General features: G+C 68.5%; 16 protein-coding genes. 15 read left to right on the top strand and 1 reads right to left on the bottom strand.

Translation table 11 applies throughout. From position 1 onward, the window contains the following. The first annotated feature begins 131 nt into the window (after positions 1-131). From dacB to RCH07_RS05815, 15 genes are all read left to right on the top strand, one after another. Complete coding sequence (gene dacB / locus RCH07_RS05885) at positions 132-1,742, top strand: D-alanyl-D-alanine carboxypeptidase/D-alanyl-D-alanine endopeptidase (RefSeq protein ID WP_326966543.1); 1,611 nt, start codon at positions 132-134, stop codon at positions 1,740-1,742. A gap of 180 nt (positions 1,743-1,922) precedes the next feature. Then, a complete protein-coding gene (locus tag RCH07_RS05880) occupies positions 1,923-3,041 on the top strand; it encodes a zinc-dependent metalloprotease (RefSeq protein WP_326966542.1) in 1,119 nt (372 codons plus the stop codon). A gap of 80 nt (positions 3,042-3,121) precedes the next feature. Beyond that, the gene (gene tilS, locus RCH07_RS05875) at positions 3,122-4,159 is read left to right on the top strand and encodes a tRNA lysidine(34) synthetase TilS (RefSeq protein WP_326966593.1); all 1,038 of its coding nucleotides are present in this window, start codon (positions 3,122-3,124) and stop codon (positions 4,157-4,159) included. A gap of 29 nt (positions 4,160-4,188) precedes the next feature. Continuing rightward, positions 4,189-4,740, top strand: a complete 552-nt coding sequence (gene hpt, locus RCH07_RS05870; RefSeq protein WP_232082480.1) for a hypoxanthine phosphoribosyltransferase — start codon at positions 4,189-4,191, stop codon at positions 4,738-4,740. Positions 4,741-5,004: 264 nt separating this feature from the next. Continuing rightward, entirely contained in the window at positions 5,005-7,074 is a 2,070-nt protein-coding gene (gene ftsH, locus RCH07_RS05865; RefSeq protein WP_326966541.1) for an ATP-dependent zinc metalloprotease FtsH, read from the top strand. A 54-nt stretch (positions 7,075-7,128) separates the two neighbouring features. After that, on the top strand, positions 7,129-7,725 hold the full coding sequence (gene folE, locus RCH07_RS05860) for a GTP cyclohydrolase I FolE (protein WP_442784780.1): 597 nt from the start codon (positions 7,129-7,131) through the stop codon (positions 7,723-7,725). Positions 7,726-7,736: 11 nt separating this feature from the next. Further along, a complete protein-coding gene (gene folP / locus RCH07_RS05855) occupies positions 7,737-8,672 on the top strand; it encodes a dihydropteroate synthase (protein ID WP_326966540.1) in 936 nt (311 codons plus the stop codon). A 13-nt stretch (positions 8,673-8,685) separates the two neighbouring features. Continuing rightward, positions 8,686-9,054, top strand: coding sequence for a dihydroneopterin aldolase (folB, locus tag RCH07_RS05850; RefSeq protein WP_326966539.1), 369 nt, complete (start codon positions 8,686-8,688; stop codon positions 9,052-9,054). Continuing rightward, positions 9,051-9,578 (top strand): 2-amino-4-hydroxy-6-hydroxymethyldihydropteridine diphosphokinase, encoded by a 528-nt coding sequence (folK, locus tag RCH07_RS05845; protein WP_326966538.1) that lies wholly within the window; start codon positions 9,051-9,053, stop codon positions 9,576-9,578. The genes folB and folK overlap by 4 nt, the downstream gene beginning before the upstream one ends. Next, on the top strand, positions 9,575-10,096 hold the full coding sequence (locus tag RCH07_RS05840; RefSeq protein ID WP_326966537.1) for a DUF3180 domain-containing protein: 522 nt from the start codon (positions 9,575-9,577) through the stop codon (positions 10,094-10,096). Before folK ends, RCH07_RS05840 begins: the two co-directional genes overlap by 4 nt. Continuing rightward, positions 10,077-10,589, top strand: coding sequence for a PH domain-containing protein (locus tag RCH07_RS05835; RefSeq protein WP_326966536.1), 513 nt, complete (start codon positions 10,077-10,079; stop codon positions 10,587-10,589). Before RCH07_RS05840 ends, RCH07_RS05835 begins: the two co-directional genes overlap by 20 nt. Before the next feature lie 40 nt (positions 10,590-10,629). Next, positions 10,630-12,234, top strand: coding sequence for a PH domain-containing protein (locus RCH07_RS05830; RefSeq protein WP_326966535.1), 1,605 nt, complete (start codon positions 10,630-10,632; stop codon positions 12,232-12,234). After that, entirely contained in the window at positions 12,227-13,135 is a 909-nt protein-coding gene (locus tag RCH07_RS05825) for a Rossmann-like and DUF2520 domain-containing protein (protein WP_326966534.1), read from the top strand. Before RCH07_RS05830 ends, RCH07_RS05825 begins: the two co-directional genes overlap by 8 nt. A 15-nt stretch (positions 13,136-13,150) precedes the next feature. Next, positions 13,151-14,050 carry a pantoate--beta-alanine ligase gene (panC, locus tag RCH07_RS05820; RefSeq protein ID WP_326966533.1) on the top strand — a complete coding sequence of 300 codons (900 nt, stop codon included), beginning with the start codon at positions 13,151-13,153 and terminating at the stop codon, positions 14,048-14,050. 660 nt (positions 14,051-14,710) lie between these two features. Next, entirely contained in the window at positions 14,711-16,207 is a 1,497-nt protein-coding gene (locus tag RCH07_RS05815) for an MDR family MFS transporter (RefSeq protein ID WP_326966532.1), read from the top strand. An 88-nt stretch (positions 16,208-16,295) separates the two neighbouring features. Here RCH07_RS05815 and RCH07_RS05810 read toward each other — a convergent pair whose 3' ends face one another. Then, positions 16,296-17,129, bottom strand: coding sequence for an alpha/beta fold hydrolase (locus RCH07_RS05810; protein ID WP_326966531.1), 834 nt, complete (start codon positions 17,127-17,129; stop codon positions 16,296-16,298). Positions 17,130-17,166: the final 37 nt, after the last annotated feature.

Raw genomic sequence — 17,166 nt, 5'->3', positions numbered from 1 at the left:
CACGGTTTCAGGGGGGTGCGCGGCACACACAAGAGGCTGCCGGTGCCGCCGACTACTATTGAGGATATAGCGAGAGGCCCTGGTTTCATGAACGAGTGGGGACATTTCAGGACTAAAGGACCGGCAGCAGCATGAAACGCAAGACGGACCGCGCGGGCACGGACCGGGTCAGGGACCGGGTCACGGACCCGGTTCCCGGGCCCTCCCGCCAAGTCCTTCCGCCGCTGCTTCAGACGCTTCTGGTGGTGGCTCTCGCCGTCCCGGCCGGCATCGCCATCGCCCCGGCTTTCCTCGGCCCGGACCGCTCGGCGGCAGCCGCGAAGTCCGCCCCGCCCTGGCACCAGATCCCTGGCACGCTGACCAGCCGCAACAGCACCGACCCCAACAGCACCGACCCCGACAGCCCCGGCCCCGACAGCAGCGGCCCCGCGGGCATCCGGCCGCTCAGCGACGCGGCCCCCGTCCCCGATCCCGTATCCCTGGCGGCTCAACTCAATGAGACCCTGAAGACGGACGACGCCGGGACTTTCAGCGGGGTGGTGCAGGACGCCGCCACCGGGACGATCCTCTTTGACCGCTCGGGCGACGAGGCCCGGATCCCGGCCTCCAACATGAAGCTCCTGGCGGCCACGTCGGCACTGCGCGCCCTGGGGCCGGACCGGCGCTTCAGCACCCGTGTCGTGGCCGGCCCCGCACCCGGGACCGTGGTCCTCGCCGGCGGGGGAGATGTGCTCCTGGCCGCCGGCGAATCCGCCCCCGGCGAGGTCCTGGGCCATGCCGGGCTGGCGACGCTCGCGCAGTCGACCGTCCGCGCATTGCAGAACGACGGCGTCTCCGGCACCCTGACCGTCCAGCTGGACGACTCCTTGTTTACTGGACCGTCGCTCAATCCCGCCTGGAGCCCCGAGGATGTGGCCGCCGGCGAGACGGCCCCGCTTTACCCGCTGGCGTTGAACTCGGCTAGGTACGACCCGGCGAAGACCACCGGCCCCCGCCCCCAGGATGCCGCCCTGGCCGCCGCCGAGGCGTTCGCGGCCAGGCTCGCCGCCGCCGCCGCAACGGCCGGATTCACCGTGGCGCCGGGCGTCGCGCGGACCCCCGGCCGGACCCCCGCCCGGACCGAAAGCGCGGAAGGCGCTGACCGGCCGGATGCGTCGGTGGGCCCCGGCGCCGTCAGGGTCCTCGCCGAGGTCCAGTCCGCCACGGTGGGCCAACAGGTGGGCCTGATGCTGCGGACCTCGGACAACTACCTCACCGAGGTGGTGGGCCGGATGGCCGCCCTTGCGAGCGGCAAGCCGGCCAGCAACGACGGCGCCACCGCCGCGGTGCTGCAGCAGCTCCAGGAACTGGGCATCCCCGCGGATACGCTCCGCGCCGCCGACGTGTCAGGCCTGGCCCCGGCGAACAAGGTCTCCGCCCGGCAGCTCGCCGCAATCGTCCGCGCCATCACCTCCGGCACGGACACCCGGCTGCGGGCCGCTCTGGCCGGCTTTCCGGTCGCCGGCCTCACGGGAACGCTGGGGGAGCGCTACACGGAGGTGTCCACAGCCCGCGGCGCCGGGCTGGTCCGGGCCAAAACGGGAACCCTCAACACCGTGATCGCGCTCAGCGGGTACGTTGTTGACGCCGACGGCCGGCTCCTCGTGTTCTCCTTCATCGGCAACGGCCTGACGCCGGGCGCCGCCAACAAGACTGCGCTGGACCGCACCGCATCCGTCCTTGCCGGTTGCGGCTGCCGCTGAGGGGACCGCGTCCGACGTCGGACCGTCGACTTGCTCCGTAAATGCCCTTATGGGCCCCCAAAACGGCAGTTACGGAGCAGCGGACGGCCCGGACGACGGCGATGGGCCCGCCGCCGTCAGCCGTTCGCCGCCCGGCGAATTTAAGGCACAACCCTGTGCCGCTGTGATCTGATGGAGCTTATGGAGTCCTCTGCCGCCGAGACATCTGCCCAAGCCCAGCCCATCATCAACTGGGAACTTGCCGCGTCCACGGCCGCCCGGCTGACCCCTGCCGGGCCCGTCCTCAAGCCCGCCGAGATCGGCGCCGCGGTCGACAACCTGCGGCTCATGGCGGATATCTCCGTGCCGCACGTCCACGACATCACCGGTCTCGAGGCCGCCCGGGACCTCCGCGATTCCTCGGTGCTCGTGGTGGACCGGGCTTCCTGGGCCAGGGCCAACACCCAAAGCTTTGCTGTCATGCTCAAACCCGCGATGGAAAAAATGCTGGAGGGCCGCCACGGCACGGTGAGCCCCGGCGCGGCCAGCGTCAGCGGGGCCATCACCGGCAGCCAGCTCGGGGCCATCCTCGCATTCCTCTCCAGCAAGGTCCTCGGCCAGTACGACCCCTTTTCCGCCCTTGCAGAGAACTCCACTGCGCCGGCCGCGGGACGGCTGCTGCTGGTGGCGCCGAACATCATTTCCGTGGAGCGGGAAATCAACGTCGAACCGGAGGACTTCCGGCTCTGGGTCTGCCTGCACGAACAGACCCACCGCGTGCAGTTTGCCGCCGCACCCTGGCTCCGGCATCACATGCTGGACGAGATCGAAAACCTCAGCGGCCAGCTGCTGGGCAATGTCGATTCGCTGCTGGAACGGGCCTCGGCTGCCGCCAAGTCGCTCAAGGACCGGAGTGCTGACGGCACCGGCCCCAGCCGTGGCGCCATCCTGGACCTCCTGCAAAACCCGGAGGAGAAGGCGGCGCTCTCACGCCTGACTGCCCTGATGAGCCTGCTCGAAGGCCACGCCAACGTGGTCATGGACGCTGTCGACGCCAGCATCGTGCCCTCCGTGAAAACGATCCGGCAGCGCTTCAGCTCCCGCGCCAAGGACCACGGCGTGATCGAGAAGTTCATCCGGAGCCTTCTGGGCCTCGACGCCAAGATGCGCCAGTACAGCGACGGCGCCAAGTTCGTCCGCGAAGTGGTTGACGTGGCTGGCATGGAAGGTTTCAACACGGTCTGGGAGTCCGCGGATAAGCTGCCCAGCGAGGCGGAAATCCACGACTCCAGACTCTGGCTCGAACGGATGGGGCACTAGCCGCCGTGACGTCCGGCCCCGTATCAAGCGGACGACGCCGCCCCGGCAGGCTGGCGCCCGTCGTCGGCACCGCACGGACGATGCTGCGGGACGCCCTGGCCGCAGCTGGCTATCCCGAACGGATCCTCGTCGCCTGCAGCGGCGGGCCCGATTCGATGGCGCTTGCCGCCGTCGCCGCGTACTTTGCCCGCCGCGGACACGTGGACGGCCACCCGGTCTCCGTGGGCGCCGTCGTGGTGGACCATCAACTGCAGCCTGGTTCCGCCGGGGTGGCCGCCACCACGGCCACGGCTCTGCGGGAACTCGGACTCTCACCCGTCAACATCAGGGACGTGGAGGTTACCCCTACGGGCATGGGTCCCGAGGCGGCCGCCCGGGATGCCCGCCATGCCGCCCTTGAAGCCGCCGCCCACGAGGCTGGCGCCACCGTCATCCTGCTCGGCCACACCCTGGATGACCAGGCCGAACAGGTGCTGCTGGGGCTGGCGCGCGGCTCCGGCACGCGCTCCCTGGCCGGGATGCGGCCTGCTCGCGGGCGCCTGCTCCGGCCTTTTTTGGGCCTGCGCCGGGCCGATACCCTGGCGATCTGCGACGTCGAGGCCCTGGAGCCCTGGCACGATCCGAGTAACGCCGACCCCGCATTTGCGCGGTCGCGGACCCGGGTTGAAGTGCTGCCGCTGCTCGAGGAAAAGCTCGGCCCGGGGGTCGCCGAATCACTCGCCAGGACCGCCGCGATCCTGCAGCTCGACGCCGACTACCTCGAGGACGTGGCGAACGACACCTTTGCCCGGCTGCAGGAACAGTCCGGATCCACGATCAGCCTCCCGGAAGAAGCCTTGCGCGTACTGGCCCCGGCTCTGCGGTTCCGGGTCATTGCCAAGGCAGCAGCCGCCGTCGGCGGTCAACAGCCCAGCTACGGGCGCCTGCTCGCCGCCGAAACGCTGCTGCGCCGGCACGGATCGGCCGGTCCGGTGGAGCTCCCCGGCGGCGTCAGCGTCTACCGGCTCCCCCTCACGCAGCTGCTCGCAGACGGCCCGTCCGGCCCCGGCGGGGTTCCCCGCGGGGGCGCCCGCTGTGGGAAGCTTGTATTCCGGCTTCAAAAACCGCCCCAAATATAGTCGACCCCGCATCTACACAGGAGTTATTGGTGGATTCAAACGACGTCCAGGCAGACCTCAAGCACGTTCTGTATTCCAAGGAACAGATCCAGACCCGGATCACCGAACTCGCTGCCCAGATCGACAAGGACTACGAAGGCCGCGATCTGCTGATCGTCGGCGTCCTCAAGGGCGCGGTGATGGTCATGGCCGACCTGGCCCGTGCCCTGCACAGCCACGTGTCCATGGACTGGATGGCCGTGTCCTCGTACGGTTCCGGTACGCAGTCCTCCGGCGTGGTCCGCATCCTCAAGGACCTCGACACCGACCTGATGGGCAAAGACGTCCTGATCGTCGAGGACATCATCGACTCCGGCCTCACCCTCTCCTGGCTCAAGACGAACCTTGAATCACGCGGCACGGCCTCGGTGGAAATCTGCACCGCCTTCCGCAAGCCAACGGCCGCCAAGGTCCAGATCGACGTCAAATATGTCGGCTACGACATCCCCAACGAATTCGTGGTCGGCTACGGACTGGACTACGCCGAGAAGTACCGCAACCTGGACTTCGTGGGCACCCTGGCCCCGCACGTCTACGAGTAGCCGGCCGGCGCCGCGGACCGCGGTTGTGCCGCCAACGCGGCCAACGCGGCCCCGGCGGCCCGGCTGTTTCGCCTCCGCCGGCCCGGCCGGGCCGCCTCCGGCGCGCCGGAGGGCCGCCCCGCTACGCCCACAGGGAACTTTTGCACTCGACCGTGCGTGACTCACTGGGACGGTGTATAGCTTGAAGCTGACTCAGCACCACACGCGCGCAGAATTCGGTCGCCGTGCCGCACTACCAGGAGGGACGGGGGCAGCCCCGATCAGATGAAAGCTAAGAGTTTCTTCAAAGGTCCGGGCATCTGGATTGTCGCTGTTATCGGCATGCTCCTGCTGGCCTTTGCCACCTTGGCTCCGGGAGGCTCCGCCCGGATTGATACGGACAAGGGCCTGGCGCTGCTGACTGAGGGCGGCAAGATCGAGCAGGCCAAGATCTTCGACGCGGAGAACCGCGTGGACCTGGTCCTGAAGGACAACCTGCAGGTCGACGGGCAGGACAAGGGCAAGAACATCCAGTTCTACTACGTCAATGCCCGCGCCGCCGACGTCGTCAAGGCTGTGACCGCTGCCAAGCCCCCGAGCGGCTACACGGACCAGCCGGTCGAGAACAACTGGTTCGCCGGGCTGTTCTCCCTCCTGATCCCGGTACTGCTGCTCGGTGTGCTCTTCTGGTTCCTGCTCTCCCGCATGCAGGGCGGCGGATCCAAGGTCATGCAGTTCGGCAAGTCCAAGGCCAAGCTGGTCAACAAGGACATGCCGCAGGTGACCTTCAGCGACGTGGCCGGAGCCGACGAGGCCGTGGAGGAACTCGAAGAGATCAAGGAATTCCTGCAGGAACCGGCCAAGTTCCAGGCTGTCGGAGCCAAGATCCCCAAGGGCGTGCTGCTCTACGGCCCTCCCGGCACCGGCAAGACCCTCCTGGCTCGCGCGGTAGCCGGCGAATCCGGCGTACCCTTCTTCTCCATCTCCGGTTCGGACTTCGTGGAAATGTTTGTCGGCGTGGGCGCCTCCCGTGTCCGCGATTTGTTCGAACAGGCCAAGGCCAACGCGCCGGCCATCATCTTCGTGGACGAGATCGACGCCGTCGGACGTCACCGCGGTGCCGGCATCGGCGGCGGCAACGACGAACGCGAGCAGACCCTCAACCAGCTGCTGGTTGAAATGGACGGCTTCGACGTCAAGACCAACGTCATCCTGATTGCTGCCACCAACCGGCCCGACGTCCTCGACCCGGCACTGCTGCGTCCGGGCCGCTTCGACCGCCAGATCTCCGTGGAGGCCCCCGACCTGATCGGCCGGGACCAGATCCTGTCGGTCCATGCGAAGGGCAAGCCGATGGCACCCGGCGTCGACCTGCGGGCCGTGGCGAAGAAGACGCCGGGTTACACCGGCGCGGACCTGGCCAACGTCCTCAACGAGGCCGCCCTGCTGACCGCCCGGTCCAACGCCAACCTGATCGACGACCGTGCCCTGGACGAGGCGATCGACCGCGTCATGGCCGGCCCGCAGAAACGCAGCCGCGTCATGAAGGAACATGAGCGCAAGGTCACCGCCTACCACGAAGGCGGGCACGCCCTGGTTGCCGCGGCACTGCGGAACTCGGCCCCGGTCACCAAGATCACCATCCTGCCCCGCGGCCGGGCACTGGGCTACACCATGGTGGTCCCGGAGAATGACAAGTACTCCGTGACCCGCAACGAACTGCTCGACCAGATGGCCTATGCCATGGGTGGCCGGGTGGCCGAGGAGCTGGTCTTCCGCGACCCGTCCACCGGTGCGTCGAACGACATCGAGAAGGCCACCGGAATTGCCCGCCGGATGGTCACCGAGTTCGGCATGAGTGAGCGCGTCGGCGCCGTCCGCCTCGGCCAGGGCGGCGGCGAGCCCTTCCTGGGCCGCGACGCAGGCCACGAGCGCAACTACTCGGACCAGATCGCCTATATCGTCGATGAGGAAGTGCGCCGCCTGATTGACGGGGCCCACGACGAGGCCTATGCCATCCTCATCGAGAACCGTGACGTCCTTGATCAGCTGGCCCTGGAACTGCTCGAGCGCGAAACCCTGAACCAGGCCGAAATCGCGGAGGTCTTCGTCAATATCCGGAAGCGCGATTTCCGTGAGGTCTGGCTGTCCAAGGAGACCCGCCCCATCCGGGAGGCCGGCCCGGTGGAGTCACGCCGCGAGAAGGCCGAACGCGAAGCGCAGGAAGAGGCCACCGAGGCCCGCCTCACCGAGCCGCTGGACACCTTCCCGCCGCACGCCCAGGGAGTCTCCGGACAGGAGCCGTTCCAGGGCGGTGGTGTCACCGATCTCGGGCCTGATGGACGTCCCGGCTAAGCTTCTTCCGTGACTTCATTCAGCAACGACGACGACGCTCCCGCCACCGGTTCTTTGGCGGCGGGAGGTCAGGTTTCCGGTACCACCGTGGTGGACCACCCGCGGATCGAGGCTGCGGTCCGCGAGATCCTGCTGGCTATCGGGGAGGACCCGGACCGCAGCGGCCTGCTGGACACTCCGAAGCGGGTGGCCAAGGCGTACGCCGAGATGTTCGCCGGACTGCACCATGATCCGGCCGAAATCCTCGGGACCACCTTCGACCTGGACCACGAGGAACTGGTCCTGGTCAAGGACATCCCGTTCTACTCCACCTGCGAGCACCACCTCGTCCCGTTCCACGGCGTGGCCCACGTCGGCTACATCCCCTCGCGCGAGGGGAAGGTCACCGGCCTGAGCAAGCTGGCGCGGCTGGTGGACATGTTCGCCCGGCGCCCGCAGGTCCAGGAACGGCTGACCACCCAGATCGTCGAAGCTCTCGTCACCCACCTCAAACCGCGCGGCGCGATCGTCGTCGTCGAATGCGAACATCTCTGCATGTCCATGCGCGGCATCCGCAAGCCCGGCGCCAAGACCGTCACCAGCGCAGTACGCGGGCAACTCCATGACCCGGCCACCCGCGCCGAGGCCATGAGCCTCATCATCGGAAGGTAAGAACACTGACTATGGACTCCCTAGCTGCAGCCCCGGGCACCGGTCCCGCCACCTCGCCCCTTCCCGTCATGCGCAAAGCACGCCCGGCAGCGAATTTTAAGGATTTGCCCACGGACCGGACGCTCGTGATGGGCATCCTCAATGTCACCCCCGATTCGTTCAGCGACGGCGGCCACCACGCCACCGCAGACGCCGCCATCGCCGCGGGCCTGCGGATGTTCTACAGCGGCGCGGACATCATCGACGTCGGCGGCGAATCCACCCGTCCAGGCGCCACCGGAGTCAGCGCCCAGGAAGAGCAGGAGCGGGTCCTGCCCGTGATTGCCGCCCTGGCCAAGGCCGGCGCCCTGATCAGCATCGACACGACCCACGCCGTCACCGCGGCGGCCGCCCTGGCCATCGGCGCCACAATCATCAACGACGTCTCCGGTCTCACCATGGAACCCGAGATGGCGGAGCTCGTGGCCCGCAGCAAGGCCCCTTACATCCTCACGCACCGCCGCGGGAACGCAAGCACCATGGATTCCCTGACCGAGTACGGAAACGTCGCCGAGGACGTCGCGGCGGAACTCGCCGGCGTCCGGGACAAGCTCTACGCCGCGGGCGTCGCCCCGGAGCAGATCATCGTGGACCCGGGGTTGGGCTTCGCCAAAACCGATGTGCAGAACTGGGAACTGCTCAGGCATCTGGACGTGCTGCAGGGCATGGGCCACAAGGTCCTGGTCGCAGCCTCTCGCAAGCGTTTCCTGGGCAGCCTCCTGATCGTCGCCGGCAAAGCCGCGCCGCCGGCCGAACGGGACGCCGCCACCGCAGCTGTCACCGCCATCAGCGCCTACCGGGGTGCCTGGGCGGTCCGCGTGCACGACGTCGGCCCCACCCTTGACGCCGTCAAGGTCGCCGCCCGGATGACCGCCGGGACACCGGGCGCCGCGCCCGGCCACAACTGAACCGGCAGCCATCATGGACCAGATCACGCTGAGCGGTGTCACCGCCGTCGGCCATCACGGGGTGTTTGATTTTGAGCGGCGCAACGGCCAGCCGTTCGTCGTCGATGCCGTGCTGCACCTGGACTTCAGCCGGGCCGCCGAGTCCGACAATGTCCTGGACACCGCCCACTACGGTGAAGTGGCCGAGAGTATCCGGGGCTGGATCACCGGGGAGCCGCTGAACCTGATCGAGGCGCTGGCCGTGCGGATCGCCGAGGACGTGCTGCGGCGGTTCCCGGTGGCCGCGGTCGACATCACCGTGCACAAACCCAAAGCCCCCATCGAAGTCGAGTTCGGCGACGTTTCCGTCAGCGTCCACCGGACCCGGCAGGGGCAGCCATGAATTACACCCGGGCCGTGCTGGCGCTCGGCAGCAACCTGGGGGAGCGCAGCGACACCCTCTCGTCCGCCGTCGCGGACCTGGTCGACCCGCCCGAGGTCCGCCTCCTGGCCATCTCGCCGATCGTGCAGACGAAGGCTGTGGGCGGGCCGCCGGGCCAGCCGGACTTCCTGAACATGGTGATCGCCGTCGAAACCAGCCTTTTACCGGAGGGGCTGCTGCGGCACTGCCAAGCTGTGGAAAAGAAGCACCTGCGGGTACGTGGGGTGCGCTGGGGACCGCGCACCCTGGACGTGGACGTCATCACGTACGGGGACCTGGCCTCTGCCGATCCGGAGCTGACGCTTCCCCATCCGCGCGCCGCGGAGCGGGCCTTCGTGCTGTACCCGTGGTCACTCATCGATCCCGCGGCCGAGCTGAACGGTGAACGGGTGGGCGAGCTCGCAGCCCGGGCCGCCGACTTCGCCGACCTCGTGCCTTTCGACGGCTTCGGCGAGCCGCACGGCGTGGCCGGAGCGGAGTCATGAAGCTGACCAACCCCCTGCTGCTGCTGGTCATTGGCGTGGCCGTGGGAGTCCTGGGCTGGCTCGCCGCCCTGCTGACCACCCGGTACAGCCTCAATACCCCGGTGCTGCCGGTGACCGGGCTGATCACCATGGGCGTGATCGTTGCGCTTACCCTGGTGCTGGGGGTCCGGGTGCTCCGCTGGCGCAACGGCAGGAAGAAAACAATGCTCAACCCGATCCTGGCCGCGTGGACGCTTGTCCTTGCGCAGGCCTGCGCCTACACCGGTGCCGTGCTGCTGGGCTGGCACATGGGGATCTTCGTTGACCAGCTACGGCTCTGGAACCTCCGCAGCGACCAGAGCCTCACCTGGCAGGCCCTGATCATGGCAGCCGGCGGCCTGGCCATGATTGTGGTGGGGCTGGTGGTGGAACGGTTCTGCCGGATTCCCCCGGAAGACGGCGACGCCGGCACGGCACCCGGTCTGCAGGAAAAGCGTAAACCCAAAACGGAAGGCGAATATGCGTACCGAGGCGATTGATCCGCCGGGCATCGATTGGCTGCGGGTTTCCCCGAAGTACATCACAGTCCGGATGGCCGGCTGGGCGATCGGCAACCTCATCGCCGTCGCCGTCCTCTCACTGCCGCTGGTCCTTGTTCTCAGCGGAGCATGGACGTGGCCGCCGCTCTGGCTGGCGGTCACGGTTCCCGCTGCCATGCTGCTCCTGGCCCTGTGGCGGCTGGTGCTCATCCCGCGGCAGGTGCGTTCAATCGGCTACGCCGAGCGGGAGGACGATCTGCTCATCCGCCAGGGCATCTTCTTCCAGCGCACCCTCGTGGTGCCCTACGGTCGCATGCAGTACGTCGACATCGGCGCCGGGCCGGTGGAACGCGGCCTGGGCCTGTGCACCCTGAAGCTGCACACAGCATCAGCCGGCACCCGCGCGGAAATCCCGGGCCTGCCCGCCGGGGAGGGCGCGCGGCTCCGCGAGCAGCTCTCCGCCCGCGGCGAAGCCCGGCTGGCCGGACTGTGACGGGGCGGCCGTGAACGGGCCTGCTGTGAATGGGGCTCCTGTGAACGGGGGCGGTACCGGCGTGGCACTGACCTCCGGCGCCGGGGGTGCGGCGACGCCCGACGGCGCGTGGCTGCGTGTGCATCCGGCCTCGCCGTTCGTCCGCGGCTGGTTTGCGCTGGCCGCGATCGGGTTCTTCGTCGGCCGCGACACCTTCGAGCGGATGCTCCGGGGCGGTCCGCTCATCGACGAGGAGGCCGCGGGCCGGGCGCCCTGGCTGCTGGTCGGCGGCGGTGCCGTGCTGCTGCTCGCCGTGCTCGGCTTCGTCCTGAGCTGGTACTTCACCCGCTATCAGGTGGCGGGGGGCTACGTCCGGGTCAACACCGGCTTCCTCTTCAAGCAGCAGCGGCAGGCCCGGCTGGACCGGGTCCAGGCGATCGACATCGTGCAGCCGCTGCTGGCCCGGATTTTTGGCCTGGCCGAACTCAAATTCGAGGTGGCCGACGCCGGTGAGTCCGCGGTACGGCTGGCATATCTTCGGATGGACGAGGCCCGGCAGCTCCGGGCCACCATCCTGGCCCGCGCGGCGGGTGTGGTGCCCGATCCCGAGCGCCCGCAGGCCGCTGTCGCGGAGGCGCCCGAATACGCCGTGCTCACCGTCGCGCCGCGGCGCCTGGTCGGTTCCCTGCTGCTGAGCGAACAGAGCGTGGGCGTCGCGCTGGGCGCGGTGGCCTCCGTGGTGCTGTCCGCCGTCACCGAGAACCGCGGCTTCTTTTTCTACCTCATCCCGGCCGGCCTGGGCCTCGTGGCCGCCTACTGGTCCTCGTTCAACAAGGGCTACAACTTCACCGCCGCCATCTCCCCGGACGGAATCCGGCTGCGCTACGGGCTGCTGGACACTCAGGCGCAAACCCTGCCGCCGGGCCGGATCCAGGCGCTGCGGGTCAGCCAGCCGCCGCTTTGGCGGATCTTCGGCTGGTACCGGATCCAGGTCAGCGTGGCCGGGTACGGCGCCGCCGGCAGCAACGGCGAAAGTTCATCCCGGACCACGCTCCTGCCGGTGGGGACCTTCCCGGAGGTGCTCACCATGCTGTCCCTGGTGCTTCCCGATCCCGGCACCCCCGACCCCATCCGCGTCTTCACGGCCGGCATCAACGGCCTGGCCAATGCTTCCGCTGCTCCCGCTCCCGCTCCCGGTGCCGGTCCGGCGGACGACGGCGGTTTCATCACCACGCCGCGGCGTGCGCGGCGGCTGGCGCCGCTGGGCTGGCGGCGCAACGGCTTCACCGCCACGGACACGGCGCTGCTGATCCGTTCGGGCCGCTGGTGGCGGCACCTCGTGCTGGTTCCGCACCAGCGCACGCAGTCCATGGCCTTGCAACAGGGCCCGCTGGCCCGCCGCTTCGGCGTGGCAGACCTCGTCCTGCACACCACGGCCGGTCCGGTGGCTCCGAGACTCATCCAGGCCGGCCTCGACGAGGGCAGGGCACTGCTCGAGGCACAATCCGCCAGGGCCCGCGCGGCCAGGAAGCGGCAGACCAGCGAGCACTGGCTCGTCCAGGTCCGGCCGCTCGTGGTGGAGCCAGTGCCGGTGGCGGAGCCCGGCCCCGGCACGCCTGATCACCGGGACGACCTCAGCGATACGGAAGGCCCGCGACATGGCTAAGCCAGGACGCCTCGGCGTCGGAATCATCGGCGCCGGCAAGGTCGGCGCCGTCCTTGGGGCGGCCCTGCGCGGTGCCGAACACGCCGTCGTCGGCGTCTCCGCGGTGTCGGATGCCAGCCGTGAACGCGCGGAAACCCTGCTTCCCGGCGTACCGGTGCTGGACGTGCAGGACATCGTCGAGCGCGCCGAACTGGTGCTCCTGGCGGTTCCCGACGACGCACTCGGCCCGCTCGTGGAGGGCCTGGCGAAACTCGGCGCCTGGCAGCCCGGGCAGCTGGTGGCACACACCTCGGGCCGCTTCGGCGTCGGGATCCTGCACCCGGTCCGCTCCGTTGGTGCCATCCCGCTGGCGCTGCACCCCGCGATGACGTTCACCGGCATGAGCCTGGACCTCACCCGGCTGCTTGACTGCACCTTCGGCGTCACGGCCGACGCCGCGATGCTGCCGATCGCGCAGGCCCTCGTCGTGGAGATGGGCGCGGAGCCCGTTGCCATCGCCGAGGCCGACCGCACCCTCTACCACGCGGCCCTGGCGCACGGCTCGAACCACCTTGTGACCCTCGTCGCCCAGGCCGCGCAGCTGCTCCGGGACGTCGGCGTCGACTCCCCGGAACGCATGCTGGGACCGCTGCTGCGCGCCACCCTGGAAAACGCCCTCGCCTCGGGCGAATCGGCCCTCACCGGGCCCGTGGCCCGCGGGGATACCGGCACGGTGGCCGCGCACGCCGAGGCCCTGCGGGAGTACGACGGCGGTGCCGGCGGCGATATTCTGGAGGCATACTTGGCCATGGCGCGGGCCACCGCCCGACGGGCCGAACTCCGCGGGCGGCTGTTGCCGGACCAGCTCGAGGGCATCCGCCGGGCGCTTGAGGGCCCGGACCGTGATGGCCCGCAACCTTAAGGAAGGTCCATAAACTTGGCGATCCAACTCGTGACGACGGCTGCCCGGCTCCGCAGCGAAAGCGCCCGCCTGCTCGCGCAGAAAAGCGGCAGCTCGCAGGGTCTGGTGCCCACGATGGGCGCCCTCCACGAGGGACATGCCCAACTGGCGCGCACCGCCGTCGCCCAGAACGACGTCGTGGTGGTCAGCATCTTCGTCAATCCGCTGCAGTTCGGCGAGGCCGCTGACCTGGAACGATACCCCCGCTCGCTGGAAGCGGACCTGTCCCTGCTCGACGCCGAGGGCGTGGACCTGGTGTTCGCGCCGAGCGTGGAGGAGGTCTACCCCGGCGGGGCGCCGAAGGTCCGGATCGCCGCGGGGCCGATGGCCGAGAAATGGGAAGGTGCGGTCCGCCCCGGGCATTTCGACGGCGCCCTGACGGTTGTGGCCAAGCTGCTGCACTTCGGCATGCCCGGCGCGGCCGCGGGCACAAGGCTGCCGGCCTACCGGGCGTACTTCGGCCAGAAAGACGCCCAGCAACTGGCCCTGGTCAAGCGTATGGTGGCGGACCTGAACTTCCCGGTGGAAATCGTCGCGGTGCCGATCGTGCGTTCCGCGGACGGGTTGGCACTCTCCAGCCGCAACCGGTTCCTTTCGGCGGAAGAACGCGAGGCTGCCCTGGTGCTGTCCCGGGCGTTGCGCCTGATCGAGGAACGGGCCAACGCCCACGAGCCGCTGGACCTGGAATCCGCGCAGGCGCTGGTGGCATCGCAGCCGCTCGTGGACCTGGACTACTTCGACGTGGTGGATCCGGGCACGCTGGATCCGCTGGCCGAGAACTGCCGGGACACACCGTTCCGCGGCGAGGGCCTGGCACTCCTAGCGGCCACGGTCGGCCCGGTCCGGCTGATCGACAACATTCCGCTGAATTCATAAACGAAGCAACGCGGGGTCACTTAGCGCCCATGCCGACGCCATCCATGGGCCGGATCTGACCCCGCGTTGCATTTTCGGGGTCCGCTCATCGTGGGCCGGCCGGCAGTGGTCGCGGCAAGACCACGATCAGTAGCGTCGCAATTGGCCCGAGGAACATGGAAGTGAAGAACTACGCCAACCGGCTCCGGTTTTTCTGCTCGGCCAGTCCGGCGTTGATCAGCGCGACGGCCAACCACACGCCGCCCCCATTGACATAGTTGCTATCCATGGGGCTACTCAACCACAGAGCGGTCAGAGGGAGTCAGGAGCAACAGCCTGGAGGCTGCGTATCTGCACCCATTCGCCATAAGTGGCCCCTCTGGGATCGACATCCCGGCCATCCTTGGCGAACCGCTGGCGTCCTCAACTGAAGTCACGCCAGCTACGTCAGGAAGATCCGTGGTTGTGGAGGGATTCCACGTGGGAGCGGTTGGTGTGTATCGCAGCTGCCGTCCCCGCGCCGACCCAAAGCAGACCCGAAGCCGCCACAAACGGAAATCCTGGCGGAGCGGGAATTACGCCAGGGGATCGTCTGTTTGCACATGCAGTGGACACCAATACGCAGCCACATCCGGACCCCATTTGCCGGACCCCATTTTCGCACTTCCAGAGGGAACCCCCATGTCTACAGACGTCTCTACAAAGGCCGGCGGCGATCCCGCGCAGGCCGTCCCGACCCACGCCGTCCAGACCAAGGCGGCCGGGAAGAAGCCAGCGGCGCCGCCGTCGAAGATGTCCAGGGAATCGGTCACCATCATCGCCACGCTGCTGGTGGCCACGTTCGTGGTGATCCTCAACGAGACCATCATGAACGTCGCCCTCCAGCGGCTGATGGTGGAGCTTGGGGTCAACGCGCCCACCGTGCAGTGGCTGTCCACGGGCTTTATGCTCACCATGGCCGTGGTGATCCCCACGACGGGCTTCATCCTGCAGCGTTTGTCAACCCGCGCCGTCTTTATGCTGGCCATGGGCCTGTTCTCCGGCGGCACGCTGCTCGCGGCGCTGGCTCCGGGATTCGAAATCCTCCTGCTGGCCCGGATCGTTCAGGCCAGCGGCACGGCGATCATGCTGCCCCTGCTGATGACCACCATTCTCACCCTGGTCCCGGTGTCGCGCCGCGGCCTGGTGATGGGAAACGTCAGCATCGCCATCTCGGTGGCGCCGGCCATGGGCCCCACCGTTTCCGGCCTGATTCTGGAGCACTTTTCCTGGCGCTTTTTGTTCGTCTTTGTCCTGCCGATCGCCCTTGCCGCCTTCGCCATCGGCGCCCGGTACCTGACGAACATCGGTGAAAACGAGAAGACCCGGCTAGATGCCCTGTCCGTGCTGCTGACAGTTCCCGCTTTCGGCGGGCTGGTGTACGGACTCAGCCAGATCGGTGGCGGACAGGGCGGGACGGGTTCCGCCGCCGTGGCGGCGCTGGCCATCGGCGCCGTGGCCATGCTGGCGTTTGTGCTCCGGCAGCTGAGGCTGCAGAAGTCCGATGCGCCCCTGCTGGACCTGCGCGCGTTCAGCTTCCGGATGTTCACGGTGTCCGTGCTCCTGCTCGTGGTCGCCATGATCGCACTGTTCGGCGCGGTGATCCTCCTGCCCCTCTACCTGCAGGAGATCCGCGGGCTGACGTCGCTGGAGACAGGCCTCACCCTGTTGCCCGGCGGCCTCGCCATGGGCCTGCTGGGACCGGTCATCGGCCGGCTCTTCGACAAGGTTGGCCCGCTGCCGCTCACAGTCACAGGATCGACGCTGCTGGTGCTGGCCTTGTTCCAGTTCTCCCTGCTGGACGCGGCCACGCCGGTCGGCTGGATCATCGCGCTGCACGTGGGCTTCAGCCTGGGGCTGGCGCTGATTTTCACGCCGGCGTTCACCACGGGGCTGAATCCGCTGCCGCCGCATCTCTACTCCCACGGGTCGGCCATTTTGAGCACCCTGCAGCAGGTGGCCGGAGCTGCCGGAACAGCGCTGCTGGTCTCCATCTACGCCGTCGTGTCCGCTACTTCCGGAATCGTCGCCGGCATGCACACGGCGTTCCTGACGGCGTCCGCCATAGCCCTCGCCGCCGTCGTGCTGGCTGCCCTGATGCGCAAGACCGCCGCAACGGAACACCCCGCCACCCAGTAGCCCAATTAACCCCAACGCGGGGTCACTTAGCGCCCGTCCGGAGGTCCGGAATGGGCGCTAAGTGACCCCGCGTTGCTTTTTGGGTGGGCTAGCTTGCGAAGAACTCGCTCAGTTCGGCGATGAGCTTGTCCGGTGCCTTATTGACGCCGTCGTGCCCCATGCCCGGCAGGATCGTGTAGCTGGAGCCGGAAAGCACGTCGTGGATCTGGGCGCAGGCCACGCCGAAGTACGCCGGACTCTTCTCACCCACAATAATGAGCGTCTCCAGCGGCAGAGCGAGGAACGGCTCGGCGGGCATGTCGGCGGCGATGATCGCCTTGATCTCGCGGACGCCGGTCTGCATAAGTTCGCGCATCTGCTTGCCGATCGGGGTACCAGAGGCGAGCTTGTTGGCCAGCGTCAGCATGGACAGCGGCATCCGGGACAGGGCACGGCCGGTCTCGAGGCCCTTGAGCAGGACGGCGAGGGCCCGGTCATCGTCACCGGCGGCCGTCGCCCGCTCGTATTCGGTTGTCCAGTCCGCGGTGACGCTATGGTTCACGGACACCGCGGGGTCGTATACCGCCAGTCGCTCCACCGGGAGGGTGCGGGCGGCGTGCAGTGCCACGGCCCCGCCGAAGCTGTGGCCAAAGACGTCCGTGCTGGAGGTGTGTTTCATCACCGCATCGAGGTCGTGGATGTCCACATCCAGGGTGTAGTCCTCCGGCTGCGGGGAGGAGGAGCCGCGGCCGCGCCGGTTGAAGGAGTGGACCGGCCGCCCCAGCGAAGCGCTGAGTTTCTGGGCGAAACGGTTGTAGTCGGCGGCTGTCACCATTGAGGCCAGCACGACGACGACGCCGGAACCCGCCGAGGCGAGCTCGGCGCCGGTGCTGTAAAGCTCGATGGTTCCGCCGTCGGGGGTTCTGATGTTCTCGCGGGTCATGCTCCGAGCCTATCCGAGGCTGTAGCTACCGAGGAGT

It is taken from the genome of Arthrobacter sp. CG_A4, from assembly GCF_035985125.1.
Lineage (GTDB): Bacteria > Actinomycetota > Actinomycetes > Actinomycetales > Micrococcaceae > Arthrobacter.
Note: the sequence above shows the minus strand (reverse complement) of the source record. Positions and strands in the feature narration are given on the sequence as shown.